The 15,966-nt window shown below is 41.3% G+C and carries 11 protein-coding genes; 6 read left to right on the forward strand and 5 right to left on the reverse strand.

Annotated elements, in window-relative coordinates; genetic code table 11:
* Positions 1-83: 83 nt before the first annotated feature.
* A complete protein-coding gene (locus H6G96_RS16585; RefSeq protein WP_190912481.1) occupies positions 84-1,046 on the reverse strand; it encodes an MnmC family methyltransferase in 963 nt (320 codons plus the stop codon).
* Positions 1,047-1,080: 34 nt separating this feature from the next.
* On the opposite strand from H6G96_RS16585, the gene H6G96_RS16590 reads away from it, so the two are divergent.
* On the forward strand, positions 1,081-1,902 hold the full coding sequence (locus H6G96_RS16590; RefSeq protein ID WP_190912482.1) for a sulfurtransferase: 822 nt from the start codon (positions 1,081-1,083) through the stop codon (positions 1,900-1,902).
* Between the two features lie 40 nt (positions 1,903-1,942).
* On the opposite strand, the gene H6G96_RS16595 is transcribed toward H6G96_RS16590, so the two are convergent.
* Complete coding sequence (locus H6G96_RS16595; protein ID WP_190912584.1) at positions 1,943-3,241, reverse strand: hypothetical protein; 1,299 nt, start codon at positions 3,239-3,241, stop codon at positions 1,943-1,945.
* A 677-nt stretch (positions 3,242-3,918) separates the two neighbouring features.
* Here H6G96_RS16595 and H6G96_RS16600 point away from each other — a divergent pair.
* Positions 3,919-5,361, forward strand: a complete 1,443-nt coding sequence (locus H6G96_RS16600) for a FecR family protein (RefSeq protein WP_190912483.1) — start codon at positions 3,919-3,921, stop codon at positions 5,359-5,361.
* Between the two features lie 331 nt (positions 5,362-5,692).
* On the opposite strand, the gene H6G96_RS40755 is transcribed toward H6G96_RS16600, so the two are convergent.
* Positions 5,693-5,872, reverse strand: a complete 180-nt coding sequence (locus tag H6G96_RS40755; protein WP_242063298.1) for a hypothetical protein — start codon at positions 5,870-5,872, stop codon at positions 5,693-5,695.
* A gap of 233 nt (positions 5,873-6,105) precedes the next feature.
* Between H6G96_RS40755 and gor the strand changes: the two genes are divergently transcribed.
* The 3 genes from gor to H6G96_RS16625 all read left to right on the forward strand — a co-directional run bounded on the left by gor (position 6,106) and on the right by H6G96_RS16625 (position 9,486).
* Positions 6,106-7,482 (forward strand): glutathione-disulfide reductase, encoded by a 1,377-nt coding sequence (gor, locus tag H6G96_RS16615; protein ID WP_190912485.1) that lies wholly within the window; start codon positions 6,106-6,108, stop codon positions 7,480-7,482.
* Positions 7,483-7,587: 105 nt separating this feature from the next.
* Positions 7,588-8,223 carry a YqiA/YcfP family alpha/beta fold hydrolase gene (locus H6G96_RS16620; RefSeq protein WP_190912486.1) on the forward strand — a complete coding sequence of 212 codons (636 nt, stop codon included), beginning with the start codon at positions 7,588-7,590 and terminating at the stop codon, positions 8,221-8,223.
* Positions 8,224-8,340: 117 nt separating this feature from the next.
* Complete coding sequence (locus H6G96_RS16625; RefSeq protein WP_190912585.1) at positions 8,341-9,486, forward strand: histidinol-phosphate transaminase; 1,146 nt, start codon at positions 8,341-8,343, stop codon at positions 9,484-9,486.
* A gap of 8 nt (positions 9,487-9,494) precedes the next feature.
* Here the strand turns inward: H6G96_RS16625 and H6G96_RS16630 are convergent, their stop codons facing one another.
* Positions 9,495-10,049 carry a hypothetical protein gene (locus tag H6G96_RS16630; RefSeq protein WP_190912487.1) on the reverse strand — a complete coding sequence of 185 codons (555 nt, stop codon included), beginning with the start codon at positions 10,047-10,049 and terminating at the stop codon, positions 9,495-9,497.
* Between the two features lie 711 nt (positions 10,050-10,760).
* Positions 10,761-11,366 carry a GNAT family N-acetyltransferase gene (locus tag H6G96_RS16635; protein ID WP_242063302.1) on the reverse strand — a complete coding sequence of 202 codons (606 nt, stop codon included), beginning with the start codon at positions 11,364-11,366 and terminating at the stop codon, positions 10,761-10,763.
* Positions 11,367-12,413: 1,047 nt separating this feature from the next.
* Between H6G96_RS16635 and H6G96_RS16640 the strand changes: the two genes are divergently transcribed.
* Complete coding sequence (locus H6G96_RS16640; RefSeq protein ID WP_190912489.1) at positions 12,414-15,944, forward strand: response regulator; 3,531 nt, start codon at positions 12,414-12,416, stop codon at positions 15,942-15,944.
* Positions 15,945-15,966 lie beyond the last annotated feature (22 nt).

The following is a 15,966-nucleotide window of genomic DNA, read 5'->3' on the forward strand; positions in this document are numbered from 1 at the left end:
GTGAAACTGCACAAAATTAAGCTTAATCAGACTTGGGGCTTAAGCAACTTGTTTAGGAGTAACCTCACAGGTAATCGATATAATTAAAGACTACTTCCCATAAAATCCCTACCTTGTGTTCCCAACAGCCACCTTTTTCGCCAACGGGAGGTGGGTTCGAGTGAAGAGACTTGTTGCTCCTGTTGTCGCCGCATCACTATAACTTCGATTGAATCGCTTAATCCAGGATCGCGATAAGGAATGGCAGCACGGGTTAACAAGTGTTCTTTTTCGACTTGCGAAAGGGGAGTGAGCGCTAAGTGCTGATTGCTGTTAGCGCGGTATTTAGCCCGCACTGAGTGGTCTTTCAACTCAGCACTCCCAGAATGTGCTGCCACAGTACCAGGCGATCGCCTTCCTACAGGTGGCGTAGAACCAATTACTAAACCAGCAGACAAAAGTGCTGTGCGTACAGCAGCAGCACAAGAATAGGTGGCTAATAAACCATCTGAATGTAAACAGAATGATAGTTGTTTAATAAATTCAACAGTCCATAATTGAGGACATTGAGGTGGTGAAAAGGGATCGAGGAAAATTGCATCTGCACAGAAATCCGACTGATGTACTAGCGCAATCGTATTTCTAGCATCGCCAATTAGTAGCTTTGCTTTTAGACAAGGTGTTTGCACTTGATGTTCAAAAGCTAGCTGGGAGAAAATTTCAATATAGTTACAGTTCCAATTCTCGAACAAGTGATGAGCGATCGCAGCTTGTGGAACCGCTGGATTCACTTCTAAACCAATTACTTCAACGTAACAGTTGGGATTTACTGCCCAAATTGTCTGCAAAGCAGCAGCTGTATTATATCCTAGACCGTAACAAACATCCAACAGCCGTACAACAGATTTTTGCGCGGCTGTAGCCAATTGAGTAGGTTCCACAAACTTGAAAAAACTCTCCTGCCTAGCCCCATAATGGCTGTGAAAGGATTCACCAAACTCTTGAGAGATAAAGGTGAAGGAACCATCTGCTGTTTGCTTAGGTGTAAAATTCTCTAAGTCTGACATTTTATAAATAAAACTAGATAATGGCTAATGCCCCATGTCCAATTCCCAATTTGTTGTTTCGCCAGCTTGGCTATTTGAACATCTAGAAGATCCGCAAGTCGTGATTGTTGATTGTCGCTTTTCTTTAGCCGATCCAGAACTAGGACACCAACAGTACCAAACAAGTCATATTAAAGGGTCATATTACCTAGATTTAAATCAGGATCTTTCCAGTCCAGTGGGTAAGCATGGTGGGAGACATCCTTTACCTAATCCTAATGATATCGCTAACAAATTTGCAGCCACTGGGGTGAATTACCAAAAAACTTTAGTTGTAGCTTATGATGATTCGCGCTTTGCCTTTGCAGCTCGTCTATGGTGGCTTTTGCGCTATCTAGGACATGAGCAAGTCGCGGTACTGGATGGAGGCTTGGCTGGATGGCAAAAAGCTGGGTACCCTGTTACGGATGTCGTTCCTCAACCTCGAATGGGTACGTTTGTAGCTCAAGTGCAAACAGAAAAGGTGGTAGATATTACAGCAGTGAAAAGCCGAAAAGATAGCCACGAGGTAGTATTGGTAGATTCAAGAGAAAGCGATCGCTATCGAGGTGAACGAGAGCCAATTGATAGAATTGCCGGACATATTCCTGGTGCAATCAACTATCCTTGGCAAGAAGTTACAGACTCTTCCGGCTACCTACTACCTCAAGAGGAACAACGCCGTCGATGGGAACAACTAGAAACAGCCGAAGAAATCTTGGTTTATTGCGGTTCTGGCGTTACTGCTTGCGTAAATTTACTTTCTTTAGAATTAGCTGGCATTAGTAAGGGTAAACTTTATGCTGGCAGTTGGAGTGATTGGATTTCTTATTTATAGTCATTAGTCATGGGTTTTTAACAAATGATTAATGACAAATTTAAAACTGACCTAATTGCAAACTGTAATTAATACTGAAGAACCAGCCATCAAAATCAATGTTTTCAGCGGTTGAACTACCTAAACTTCTTCCAGCCTGTACATTCAAATTACTGGTATCAGATATTCGGTAATTTAAGTGTCCGAATAGGCGATGAAATTGGTCTTCTCGATCGCGCTGTGTAAAGTCCGAGAAGTTGCCCTGATAGTTAATACCAACCTGGAGAGGCTTTTGCAAGTAGTAGTTCAGAGACACCCAAAAAGTATTGATTACCCGATTACGACTTAGGGGGTCAGCAAAATTTACACTCAATTCGTAGAAGCTATCTAGCGTTAATTTCGGAGTTAAGGGATCTCGCCGTCCCAGAGATAGTTGCAGGGAGTTCTCATTTAACAAGCGATCGCCTGCTTTGAAGTTATCCGGGCGATCGCTATTGTTGGCATAAAATAACTGTTGATTGCTCCAACTCACTTCTCCAAACATTCGCTGGGATATATGCTGGTAAATACTGAGGTTAAATCTTACCTGGTTATAGTGGTATTGTGACTGATTTATATAACGAATAAGATTGCCATCAATTGAGCCATTTAAAAAAGTCTTAGGTCCCAAAGGGAAATATGCAGAGGCTAGTGTTAGTCCAGAAATAATTAAACCATCTTCTATGGGACTATCATTTGATGAAAAAATATTAGTCGTCTGGAAGTAACCTACACGGCCTTGTAGATAACCTATGGGTTTAAACTTAGGTATTATAGGTTGTTCTATCGGTGGTAGCTGCTGTTCTAGGGGTCGTAACCGCACCCGCAACCCCAATTCGCGATCGCTATCAGACTCAGGGGGTAGTTTTGGCGATCGTAGCAGTTGTATTAGCCTCTCTAGCCTTTGGGAATAATTTATCTCAGGTGCCTCTAATAGTTGCTCTTTTGAGTCTGAAGGAGATATGGGCAAATTACTTGGCTGCAATTCTAGCTGTGGAGAATCATTTTGCTTTTGAGTAATTGGTTCTTCAGTTTGACCTAGGGTTTGAGCCGTTTCTGGTGTTTGCTGTGTCAGATTCAACGGCATCTGAAAGTTTAAAGTATGCAACTCACCGGAATCCTTGCACAAAGAGTTAATTGCCTCTTGCTCCAAATTCTGACATCGCTGCCGATAAGTTACCTGTGTGCTTGCTAAATTTTTAGGATGCCAGATATCTGTAGTTGCAGATTCTGTCGCATCCACTCCAATGCAACACCAGCTTTCACCAGTGGATGCTAACAAAATACAAAAAAACAAATTTTTCCAGTTTTTGAGTCGCATCTGGTTAGATCGCATTGATCGCATTTGGCAAATGTAGACCCACAAGTTGCATCAGAAGTTCCGATTTAGAATATACAATTGAGTACATCTGTTTTAGCTTTGTAGGTATATACTGAAACTACAAATTAAAATTGCTGCTTTTCGGATTTTTTCTCAGATTGTTTTGCAAAGCTGAAATACCCCGATAGCATTTATCCTAAAATTTAGTTAAATATAGCCATTGAGTAATTCCACAACGAATCCCTAGCAACATATCGTCTTGCATAACTAATGACCCTGTGGCTGATTTGATTAGAAAGGATTATATGTAAGGGACTCTTTATTTAATTGTTTATATCAAACGCTAAGTTTTAAATTTGCCACAGGCTTGATTGCACACAATGTCAGTTTCAGCATAAAAACTTAAATAAACTAAATACGTATATAAATCAAATTAGATCCCTGAAAATAATTGCGTAGTCAAGGAGCAGGAAGTAGGAAAAAAAAGAATAGATATATGCTGAGTTGTTTCAAAAATTAAATATGAGCCATATAGTTGATTTGTTATCTATTTTATGTATTGAATGTGGAAGCTGAAATTCCAACTACATTTGCTTCAAAAAACCTCTGAAACAGTTAACCTTAGCTTAAATATTCTATTTTTTTGATATTAGTGAAACATCAAAAATTATCAAAATATGCTTTATAAATCGTTTCCACTATTAGTTATTAGTTTATGGGGAGTTATAGTACTGCCTTGGCCAAATCGGGTAAGTGCCATAACTCCTCTAACGCGAGCAGAGATTCAGGATCTCCGCAACATGGTACAACTAATACCCAAAGATAAACTGAAGAAACGTCCTGCACGCAAATTAGATGCAATGGCTCCTGGAGACGGGTTGTCAACTGGTCGAGCTTCCCTAGCAGATTTGCGTTTCAATGATGGCTCTTTGGCACGAGTTGGAGAACAGGCGTTATTTCAATTTTTACCGAAGACTCGTGACTTTAAACTCTCAAATGGAACTGTGTTGCTACTCATCCCACCAGGAAAGGGGCAAACACGTATACAAACACCAAATGCAGCAGCAGCAATTCGTGGTTCAGCATTATTTGTACGCTACGACCAAAAAACAGACACCACGATTGTGGGTGCGCTGACAAATAGCGGTATTGAAGTTTCTAATAAAGAAGCTTCTGAAACTCAAGTCCTGGAAGCAGGACAAATGGTGATTATAATTAAAGGGAAATTTCAAAGGTTATATGATTTTGATCTGAGAAATTTTTATGAAACAAGCCAATTGGTCCGGGAACTTGATTTGAACAGGCAAAGTCCTGTGCCTACACCTGATCCTGCAATCACCAGTGTTCAAGCCGAAACTGCTGCAGCTTTAGAAGCACAGCCACCGATAAAAGGCGAAGGAGTAATTGAAAACCCCTCTTTTGTGCGACTAACTCCTAGCCCTTCAAATTCGCCTAGTAGTGATGAAACCCTAACAACACCTCAAAACTCCTCAACGAAAAATCCTACAAATAAAAATTCACAAAATAACACATCACCAGCCACCTCAACTAAGACAACACCTGTAACCCCAACTCAGACAACACCCGTAATCCCAAATCCTACAAATAAAAATTCACAAAATAACACATCACCAGCCACCTCAACTAAGACAACACCTGTAACCCCAACTCAGACAACACCCGTAATCCCAACAGAGAAATTACCAGTCACCCCAACTGAACCAACACCCATAACCCCAATTCAGACAACACCCGTAATCCCAACAGAGAAATTACCAGTCACCCCAACTGACCCAGCACCTGTAACTCCAACTGACCCAACACCTGTAACTCCAACTGACCCAGCACCTGTAACTCCAACTGACCCAGCACCTGTAACTCCAACTGACCCAGCACCTGTAACTCCAACTGACCCAGCACCTGTAACTCCAACTGACCCAGCACCTGTAACCCCAACTGACCCAGCACCTGTAACCCCAACTGACCCAGCACCTGTAACCCCAACTGACCCAGCACCTGTAACCCCAACTGACCCAGCACCTGTAACCCCAACTGACCCAACACCTGTAACCCCAACTGACCCAGCACCTGTAACTCCAACTGCCTCTCCAAGCACATAAACTGCTAATGGGGGTACAAAAGGCTCTGCGAACACCAAACGTGGTTCATTTTGTCATAATTTTATGTAAGGAATGTGGATTAAATAAAATCCAAAATTATGACATCTTTGGCTTGGCAGTGTAATTCCATCGCGGCAAATAATCATCAAAGACAATTTCCATCGTTTGCTTTAAATCCTCTGTGATTTTAAGACCCGTTTTATATACTTTCTCCAAAACAGTGGCAAACACCGTAATATTATGTCCGCTTAAAGGCTTATCATGAAGGCCGCAGAGAGCAGGGGGAAAAAGGACTTTCCGGTTTTTGCACATATGTTGGAATCATAATTAATTAACTCGACATGATATAAGACCTGTTTGCGTCTTCGTTTTTGACAATCTCGACCGAATCGAAAATCACGCCTTGATAAGCACGGGAAACATGGGGAAATAGACGATGCTCAATCGGGTTGTATTTGGTTGAAGGTGTAGGGGGGATAGTGGGCAATGCGAATTTCAATCCCCAACTCATTGACTAGAGTTTGCAAATCCTGTTTAAACAAATATTGTCGAGAGCTATTACTGCCTTTACAGCAACCACAGCAAAAAGTGATATTCCCTACGACTAGAGAACATCGGCTAACGCTAGATTAAATCAAGGATAGGACTTACACAGGCTTCACCGGATATCCTTGTATAGAGTTCAATGACATTCTGTGTGTAAGTTCTCAGGAACTAACTTATTGCTAGAGAGAACATAAATTTATGACTTTTGATTACGACCTGTTTGTAATTGGTGCCGGTTCTGGAGGTTTGGCGGCTTCCAAACGGGCGGCTAGCTATGGGGCAAAAGTAGCGATCGCAGAAAATGATTTAGTTGGCGGTACTTGTGTAATTCGCGGTTGTGTGCCTAAAAAATTCATGGTCTATGCCTCTCATTTTCCTGCACTCTTCAGTGATGCCGCAGGCTATGGCTGGAAAGTAGTTAATGCTGAATTGGACTGGGAACATTTCATTACATCTATAGATAAGGAAGTTCGGCGACTGTCGCAACTACATATCAGCTTTTTAGAAAAAGCGGGAGTTGAACTAATTCCTAGCCGTGCCACATTGGTAGACTCCCACACAGTAGAAGTTGATGGACGCAAAGTTACAGCAGATAAAATTTTAATTGCTGTTGGCGGACGTCCCATCAAACCAGATTTACCAGGGATGGAATATGGCATTACCTCTAACGAAATCTTTCATCTAAAAGAACAACCAAAACACATTGTCATTCTTGGCGCTGGTTATATTGGCACAGAGTTTGCTTGTATCATGCGTGGTTTGGGTTCTCAGGTTACACAAATTACCAGAGGTGACAAGATTTTGAGGGGGTTTGATGAGGACATCCCTACAGAAATTGAAGAGGGGATGACAAACCAGGGAATTCGGTTGATTAAAAATAATGTGGTAAAAACAGTTGAACGCGTGCCAGAAGCTTTTAAACTGACTTTATCAGGAGAAGACCAACAACCAGTAATTGCCGACGTGTTTTTAGTGGCGACTGGTCGAACTCCCAATGTAGATGGACTAGGTTTGGAAAACGCTGGAGTTGATGTTGTCGATAGTTCTATAGAAGGGCCAGGGTACAGTACCACAAATGCGATCGCAGTCAATGAATATAGTCAAACTAGTCAATCGAATATCTTTGCCATTGGCGATGTCACTGACCGAATCAATTTAACTCCCGTCGCCATCGGCGAGGGACGAGCCTTTGCAGATAGTGAATTCGGCAATAACCGCCGCGAATTCAGTCACGAAACTGTTCCCACAGCCATATTTTCTACTCCAGAAGCCGCTACAGTAGGCTGGACAGAAACCGAAGCACGGGAAAAACTTGGTGATGCCGTCAAAATTTTTTGCACTCGCTTTCGCCCCATGTACCATAGTTTGACTGGTAAGCAAGAGAAGACAATGATGAAGTTGGTGATTGATAGTAACACTGACAAAGTGCTAGGCGCTCACATGGTCGGTGATAACGCAGCTGAGATCATTCAAGGTGTAGCGATCGCTGTGAAGATGGGCGCAACTAAAAAAGACTTTGACGCTACCGTTGGTATCCATCCCTCCGCAGCCGAAGAATTTGTCACAATGCGGTAATAAATAAGAGTTAGGAGTTAAGAGTTATGAGTTATGAGTTTCTTTCTTCAACTCATAATTTAAAATTTAAAATTCTTAACTTCTCACTCCTAACTATCTACAGCTTTGCAATATATATATCTTCACGGCTTCGCTTCCAGTCCTAATTCTGTCAAAGGGCGGGATATTAGCGATCGCTTTGCTCAAATTCAAACAAAGCTAAAAATTCCCGATTTAAATGCTGGCGATTTTTCCCAGTTGACAATCACTCGCCAAATTACTCAAGTTACCGCAGAATTCAGTAATAATTCTACGCCAGTAACACTCATTGGCTCAAGTTTAGGCGGCTTAACTGCTGCCCACTTGGGACAGCAAGATTTACAAGTACAAAAGTTGGTGCTGCTAGCACCAGCTTTTGGGTTTTTATCCTATTGGTTACCCAAGCTAGGCGATGAAGAAGTACAACGGTGGCAGGAAGAAAAATATATCATGGTCTACCACTATGGGAAGAAGCAAAAGCTTCCTTTAAGTTACGATTTCGTTACAGATGCTGCCCAATACCAAGAGGAGTTTTTGCAACGTCCTATCTCCACTCTAATTTTGCATGGGAAAAAAGATGAAGTCATTCCTATCGAAGCCAGCCGTAACTTTGGGTATTCGCGTCCTTGGGTGGAGTTAGTCGAACTTGATAGCGATCACGGTTTAGGTAATGTTATGGAAGAAATTTGGCAGGCAATTCGCCTCTTTTGCCAATTACCTTGAAGTTGTAAAATATTAAATCACATAACTAATATTTTTAGTCATTTCTTTAGTTAGTAATGACCAATTACCAATTACCAATGACTAATGACCAATGACTAATGACTAATGACTAAAATTATGCTTCCATTTATCCGGTCAGATTTAGCCCAATTTACCGCATACAAACCTCACCCCAGCAGCGATACAGCCGAATCTGTCCCAGCGCAATTTGATCGGCTAGATACAAATGAAAGCCCCCATGATTTACCACCTGAGTTAAAAGAGAAGCTGGCGTGGACGTATCAGCAAGTAATTGAAACAAATCGTTATCCTGATGGTGGACATGAGACACTTAAAGATGCGATCGCCCAATACGTCAATGAATCATCTGCCATCTCACTATCCAATACTGGTGCCAATATTTCTGTTGGAAATGGTTCAGATGAACTAATTCGTTCTTTATTAATCGCCACCTGTCTAGGAGGAGAAGGTTCAATTCTAATTGCCAATCCCACTTTCTCTATGTACGGAATTTTGGCACAAACTTTGGGCATTCCTGTAGTCGCAGTGGGTAGAAATGAAACAAATTTTGAAATTGACTTAAAAGCCGCCCAGGCTGCGATCGAACAAACTCAAAATCCACCCATTCGCGTAGTTTTCGTAGTGCATCCCAATTCTCCCACTGCCAATAGCTTAACTGCGGCAGAGTTGGCATGGTTAAGAAGTTTGAATGAGCATATTTTGGTAGTAATTGATGAAGCTTACTTTGAATTCAGTCGAACTACGTTAGTAGGTGAATTAGCACAACGCCCCAATTGGGTGATATTACGCACTTTTTCTAAAGCCTTCCGATTGGCATCTCTCCGTGTTGGTTATTGCGTAGCTCATCCCGAAGCGATCGCCATTTTAGAAAAAGTTCGCTTACCCTATAATCTCCCCAGCTTTTCCATAGCAGCAGCATTAGTTGCTTTACAAAACCGCACACTCTTGCTGGAGTCGATTCCCCAAACCCTGAGTGAAAGAGCCAAACTCATCGAAATTTTATCTCAGCAACCAGAACTACAAGTTACCGCAAGCGCTGCTAATTTTATTTACCTGCGTCTTAAACCAAATAGCTTTGATTCACAAGATGCTGCGTTAAAAACTTTCCACCAGAAACTTAGAACACTTGGCACCCTTGTGCGACACATTAGCGGAGGATTACGAATTACTGTAGGAACAATAGAGGAAAACGCCCGCACCATTAATCGAGTAAAAGCTGTTTTGGCAAATTTGGAATTTTAGCAATTTACTCAGTAATTAAATCGATTGTCCATCTCACTGCCCAAACGGCGTACTACTCCTACTGTTTGTGGCAGCACACCTACTAAAAGAGCAAAAGCAGCATCCGGCAAAAGAGCCACTATTTGTGGTGGAAAGTATTGTTCAAATTGATCAAGAATTTTCTGAACTCGCTGCCCAGCCACAGGATTTTCTGTAATTTGTTTGATCAATCGAATCCACTGTCGCCTAATTAAGTAAGCCTTCTGGCGTTCTTCATTAGATTCGGGAGTTAATAAAGACAGATTACCTATGGGCAGTGCCCTTTGGCAATCACAATCGTAATCTCCACCTACAGCAGCCCCAGGCCCGGCAAACTCTGCATGGTAGCGTTTAAAGAGGATTAATCCATTTCGTCTACGACTATTAACGATGAAAACTTCTCCACTGTGTAAACGTGTAAGGATATCCGAGCTTTGCGATTGCTCAGTTCCATCTGGCATGACAAGAGAGTCAAGGAAAGTAGTTTCAGGGTAATAGGTTGATACCATAGAGATTTGATAGCGCCGATGCTGTTCGCTATCCATGTTTTTTAAACTTTTAACGATTTTGGTAGTAATATGCACTTCAAAACAGAACTAGCTGTTATGTCAAATCAGGTTTTTGAATTCTTGATAATATAAAGAATCGTTTGGCCAATTTTACTAAGATAGTAATAAATAGGCATTGTTTAGTAATTGAGTAATCATATTTTATGAGATATAGCTAGATTTGTCTTCAAATTTGGAGCGTTTTTTCTTAAAGTTTTTATAAAGATGAATATCTTAATTAAAAAGTTCTTATGAGCTATTGCTAATTTTTTAAGGACAATTGTACAGCTATTTTTATTATAATTTATTTATTTGGATATATAAAATACTCTAAGATTTTTTATTTTAAAAATACAGAATTTAATAATATTTAACCATTTAAGATAAGTTTTTGATAGTTATAGTTTTATTAATATGCCGAATAAGAATATCCATAAAAAGTACAAAAAAATATTTTTAAAATAATTATCTAAATCTAAATTTAGATAATTATTTAGCTACATTTAGCTTATATTATAATGTTTCCTAAGCAATTAAGTCACGCTCATCTTTTCTAGCAAAATCAACAGCTTAAAAAAGTTACCTTACCCGGACAGGAACCGCTATAGCTGAGTTTTTGTTAGGTTAGTTTGTGCTTTGGTTGTCAATATTGGTCATAAATTGTTTCTAAAGTAATTACAATATTAAATATAATTGCCAAAATACAGCTCAAATAGTGGAATCAGCACTTAGATGCTTGTGCAATAACATTTGGCTTGAGCGTCTTAGAAAAAATTTATTCCAATTAGATTCAACCTTATGCACCCGATATCCCAGTTTGAAGTAAAGTTGCCTTGCTTGATGGTTATTTTCTAAAACGTGGAGATATAAATCTTGAAATCCCCACTCACGAGCAACTTTTTCACAACTAGTCAGTAAAGCTGAAGCTACACCATGTCTACGGTATTGTGGGTGAACAGCTAAATTGGATAAGTAAGGAAAAGCCATGCCAACCTGGCCCCATGAATCACTGTAACGTACACCCAGTTCTACACTTCCTACTAAGTTATTAGCCGCACCACTAGTAGCTTCAAAGGCAACTAAACAAATATGACGTGACGGAGGTGATGCCATCCGATGCCTTAAGTCTTCGTAAATACCCAAACGTAGTAATGGAAAAGCCCATCCCCATATACCCTGTTGGGAGTGAAAACTTTCAGCAATAATTTGAGAAATATCAATCAAATCAGCAGGTGCAGCTGTACGAATTTGAAATTGGCAGCAAGCTGGATCGATTGGCTTTTGCTGGTATGAATGAAAAAACCGATATTTCAAGGCTAGTTTAGTATTGATTCTATTCAATGGAAATTTTTTTAAATATTCTCAGACACCATTTAAACTGAAGAAAAATTTACATTTGCCCTAGAGATTGAACTGACCTAAGATTGGTAATTCGCTTTTCCTTGTAGAGCATACAAAGTTTTACACTTTATTCTGGGGCTTTATAGTCCGCATTTTGAAAAGGTCTTAAGACTGACAGCTTCATCAAACTACAATCTTAAACTCAGTAGATTCAGGTGTATCCCTTGGTTTAGGTAACGAGGATACCAGTATCTTTATCAGAAAAACATCTGCAAAGTCTTACAGGTTTAGGTTAATGGGTAGATAAATAGCATAACCTGTCCGTAGGCATTACCTAAAAAATTGTTAAGTAAGTACATTACCAAGAAACTCTAGCTACAAACCACCTTTGATTGCAGTACTAAACTTGTTTATGCAATTGCCGCTACACTAACACGACTGTAATACTAGGTTATAGTAACAGGCTGTATAAGTGCTAGGGAAGAATCTGCAAGATTCCTACTCCCTAACTTCTTGACTCTACACTTGTCTTAATGATAGTTCTGATTGCTAAATTAGAAAGAGGTATTTGTCTAATAGTATACTTTGGCTTTAAATCTTATTGTTTTAATATTTCTGACTCTACCATGACTACCATAAATAAAATTTACCTGCAAGTGTTAGTACAACTGTTGCGGAGGGAAAACTTAATATGCAGCTTCATCTGGATTTTTCAGCTAGCTATGAGCGCTGTATGTACTATCAGACATTGCTTACAGGAGGTGAAGTTAAATTTGGCAAGCAATCATCGGCTCTGTAACCCTAAAACTGACAATGAAAGCAATTACACTGCACCAAAGCAAACGGTAATAGGCATAAGCCATTGAGACGAATTACTGTGAGTAAACGCTCCTACACTCAGCAGTCATGTAGCCAAAGAGCCTTATTGGTCGAAATGCTCTGCTCTTACCTGACTCAGAAAAATTCTTACCTGATCAGATTATTCTTTATCCGACTGCCGTTGCAGCAGGAAAGCGGTGCATGAAACCCCAACCAAACAGTAAGCCTAAAATTTTGGTTGTCGATGATGAACCAGACAACCTTGACTTGCTTTACCGCACTTTCTATCGCGACTATAAGGTGCTAAGGGCAAACTCTGGCCCTGCGGCACTCGATCTGCTGGCTCAAGAGGGAGAAGTCTCAGTGATCATCTCCGATCAGCGGATGCCGATGATGAGCGGTACAGAATTTTTGAGCCTGACAGCAACTCAATATCCAGATATTATCCGGATTATTTTAACTGGCTACACCGATGTCGAAGACCTGGTGGAAGCTATCAACGCTGGTAAGGTATTTAAATATGTTACTAAACCGTGGGAAGCTGAGGAACTCAAAGCAGTGGTACGCCAAGCTTTGGATACTCACAACGTCCTCAAAGCTCGCACCCGCGAACTTACCCGCACACTCCGGCAAGAATCGCTGCTGAACACTGTCACAAATACGATTCGCAGTGCTTTAGACTATCGCCAAATTTTGCAGGCAATTGTAGATACAGTAGGTCATATGTTGGAGGTAGATGTTTGCCTGTTGCGCCCCTTCCAAGATGAGCAGTTAGCGGATAAAGGATTTATTTATCAGAAGGCTCTTTCTGAAGAAGCAGAGGTGCAGACAAATAATTCTTTTGCTATGCCCGTCTCACCCTCTACCCCTCTGCCTCTTTTGGCTCAAACTGTGTGGGAAACTCGTGAAGTCCAGGTGATTCACGATGTAACCGATGATGAGCGCATTCACGGTAATACTCCCGAACTGCGCCAACGTGGGGAAGCTTTTACTGCCGCTAACATTTGCTCTAGTTTAGTGGTGCCATTGATCTGTCAACAAGAACTGATGGCAGTGCTGGCACTGCATCAGTGTTCTCTGCCTCGCTTGTGGGAGGAGGATGAGGTGCAGCTAGTGTTGATGGTGGCGGATCAGGCAGCTTTAGCTTTATCTCAAGCTTATGCTTACGAGCAAGTACGTGCCCTTGCCAAGAGAGAAGCCCTAATTAATACAATTACTAGCGCGATTCGCTCTAGCTTAGACCCCCAAGATATTTTTGCGGCGATCACCCAACAACTGGGACAAGCCTTACAAGTTGATGGCTGTGTCCTATCTTTGTGGACAGAGGAAGATGAGTTTGTCCAGTGTGTAGGCTTGTATGACAGTTTTCAAAATTCGGAAAATTTGGGTAGGCACAGCCCGGCGCAGGCATTGCCAGACCCAGACAATAATTCCAGTAAGAATAATCACCTATTGCCACTGAGATTACCTTATGCTCAAGCATCCATACAGGAGAATCCAATCCTCCAACAAATGCTACAGACACATGAACCTGTAGTAATTGGGAATGTGAGCCATTCTCCCTCAAATGTGCAGGGTTTTGATTTGCCGTTAAAAATGCCAGCGCGATCGCTAATGGTTGTGCCATTACTGGCTGACGGTAAATGTATCGGTAGTATTACTTTACACGAAGGTAAAAAAGTACGCCAATGGTTGTCATCTGATATTGATTTGGCGAAAGCGGTAGCAGCTCAAGCAGCGATCGCAGTGCAGCAGTCACATCTGTATCAAAAAACTCGCCAACAAGCTGAACGCTTACTGGAGTTAGACAAACAAAAAACCGAATTTTTCCAAAATATCTCCCATGAGTTTCGCACACCCATCACCTTGATTCAAGGGCCTTTAGAGTCGGCGGTGGCAGCTGGTGAAGGATTATCTTACTCCCAAAGTGCGATCGCCTTGCGTAACTCCCGCCGTTTACTGCGATTGGTAAATCAACTCTTGGATCTACAACGTCTAGACGCGGGGAGAATGCAGCCTAGTTTCCGCCCTTGCAATATAGTCGAATTTGTCAGCCAAATTGTTGAGTCTTTTCGCCCCTACTGTGAGAAAAAAGGACTGCAACTCGTCACCCAGTTAGATGAATGTTCTACGGTGTACTTGGATATGGAAAAATTTGACAAGGTGGTTTACAACCTCCTGTCAAATGCCATGAAATTTACTCCCGAAGGTGGCACGATCAGTGTCAGGCTAAAATCTGAACATGATCGTTGCATATTGCAGGTAAAAGATACTGGGATTGGCATTGTTAAAGAACAAATTCCCCACCTATTTGAGCGTTTCCGCCAAGCTGAAGGTTCAGCAAACCGCTCCTATGAAGGCAGTGGTTTGGGTTTAGCTTTAGTTAAAGAACTAGTAGAATTACATGGTGGCCAAGTCACTGTGGAATCAGTTTACGGCGAAGGCACTACCTTTAGTTTATGGCTTGTTATTGGAAATACTCATTTACCGACACAGCAATTACTAGAAACACCTACTGAACTGAATACGAGCCGCGCTAGCGTAGAATTGGCTGATTTAGAACTGGTAGACTCAACAATAGACAATATTGAAGATATTACAATAAATTTCTCCTCTAGTATTGATACCCAAAACTCAGCGCTTAAAACTCAGCACTCAATTTTAGTTGTAGATGACAACCCGGATTTACGAACCTATGTATCTGAAATTTTCCGTCGCAACGGCTATCATGTACGCACAGCTCGTAATGGTTATGAAGGGCATAGTATAGCTAAGGAAATTATACCTAGTTTGATTGTGACTGACTTAATGATGCCCTTAGTGAGTGGACTTGAAATGATTCAGATGATCCGCCATGAGGAGAAGTTGAAGGGAACACCAATCATTCTGCTGACTGCAAAAATTGACGAAGAAACCCGCATCGAAGGTACAGAATATGGGGCAGATGCTTATTTAGCAAAACCATTCAATGATCGGGAACTCTTGGCGGAAGTTCGGAATCTTTTAGCATTGAAAGAAAATGAAAGGCGAATCGTGGAGTTAAATACTTATTTAACAGAATCGGTGTTAAAGCGGTTTTTGCCGGCTGTATTGGTTCAAAAAGCCGCAACCGGAGATTTAACGTTAGATTTGCGCCCAGAACCACGCTTAATTACAGTTTTGTTTAGTGACATCGTAGGTTTTACACAGTTAGCAAATACTCTTAGGTCGCGGCGAGTAGCAGAATTGCTAAATGAATATTTAGAAGCCATGACCAAGGTTGTATTTGCCAATGGCGGCACTGTAGATAAATTTATGGGAGATGCTATTTTAGCTTTATACGGAGCGCCGGAAGAACTAACCCCCAATGAACAAGTACGTCGTGCCATCAATACAGCAAGAGCAATGCACCGCTCACTGGCTGACTTAAACCAGCGTTGGCGAAACCAAGGTGTATTCGATGGGGACAAACTTACTAGCGTCCAGTTCCGGTGCGGTATCCACCAAGGTACTGCTGTTGTGGGGATGTTTGGTAGCGCTGAACGTGCCGATTATACTGCCATTGGACCAAGTGTGAATATTGCTGCAAGGTTGCAAGCTGCTGCTGTTCCCGGTACTATCCTAGTTTCTGCTGCTGTGGCAGATTATTTGCAAGAAGGAGAAATTACTAAAGGTAGTCCGCTAGAACTTAAAGGAGTAGATGAAACAGTTTTGACTTTTGCTGTTACACCAGAGCTAATTGTTAATCGCTAAAATTTAGACTGGTATTTTAAAG

Origin of the sequence: Nostoc sp. FACHB-892 (assembly GCF_014698795.1) — a bacterium.
GTDB lineage: Bacteria > Cyanobacteriota > Cyanobacteriia > Cyanobacteriales > Nostocaceae > Nostoc.